Genomic DNA, 861 nt, shown 5'->3' with positions numbered 1-861 from the left:
GTTGTAGCCAAAGTTATCGCTTAATCGATTCTTTATATGCACACATGAAAGGGGTGGCTTCGGCCACCCCTTTTTACATTTGGGCCCTCGTCGCCCTGTGAGATACTGTAAAAAACCATGACCGAGGTAGTTCCCGTGAGTAAGCCCGCCATTTTTCTGGACAGAGACGGTGTCATCAACGAAGACACCGGCTATGTCAGCCAGGTTGACGACTTCCATTTCCTGCCCGGCGTGATCGAAGCCCTGCAGCTGCTGAAGAAGAAAGGCTACCTGCTGATCGTGGTCACCAACCAATCCGGCATCGCCCGCGGCTATTTCAGTGAAGATGACTTCATGAACCTGACCGAATGGATGGATTGGTCACTGGCGGATCGGGATGTGGATCTCGACGGCATCTACTTCTGCCCCCACCACCCGGATCACGGAGCCCCTTGCGACTGCCGCAAGCCCGAGCCCGGCATGCTGCTGTTGGCACAACAAGAGCTCGGTATCGACATGGCCCGCTCCTATATGGTGGGCGACAAGCCCTCCGATCTGAAAGCGGCGCTCAATGCCAGGGTGGGGCACAAGGTGATGGTGCGTACCGGCAAGCCGGTGACTGATGCAGGTATCGCTTTAGCCGATACTATCTATGACGATCTACATGATTTTGCGATAGCAGTGCCCGCAGTAGGCTGATATCGCTCGCTTGATATGCGAATTGCTGGCTTTGTGAGCGAACGAGCGTCGAAAGCCAGTTTTTTGCAATAATCTCCTTGCCAGAAAGTTTCAGCTCCCTATAATGCGCCTCCATCGACAGGGCAAGCGGCAACGCAGTTAAGCCAGTCGGTGCCTCGAAAAAGCCTTTGAAAATAAGGCTTG

Annotated in this window: 2 protein-coding genes; one reads left to right on the top strand and one right to left on the bottom strand. The window is 54.0% G+C overall.

Annotated features, from left to right (window positions below; all coding sequences use genetic code 11):
- The first annotated feature begins 135 nt into the window (after positions 1–135).
- Positions 136–678, top strand: a complete 543-nt coding sequence (gene gmhB / locus CUC44_RS20270) for a D-glycero-beta-D-manno-heptose 1,7-bisphosphate 7-phosphatase (protein ID WP_167388969.1) — start codon at positions 136–138, stop codon at positions 676–678.
- Here the strand turns inward: gmhB and CUC44_RS21180 are convergent.
- Positions 626–861, bottom strand: a 236-nt coding sequence (locus CUC44_RS21180) for a hypothetical protein (RefSeq protein ID WP_208621095.1), incomplete at its 5' end; no start/stop codon positions are given. The genes gmhB and CUC44_RS21180 overlap by 53 nt on opposite strands.

It is taken from the genome of Aeromonas lusitana (assembly GCF_002812985.1).
GTDB classification, from domain to species: domain Bacteria; phylum Pseudomonadota; class Gammaproteobacteria; order Enterobacterales; family Aeromonadaceae; genus Aeromonas; species Aeromonas lusitana.
This window is presented reverse-complemented; position numbering and strand designations above follow the sequence as displayed.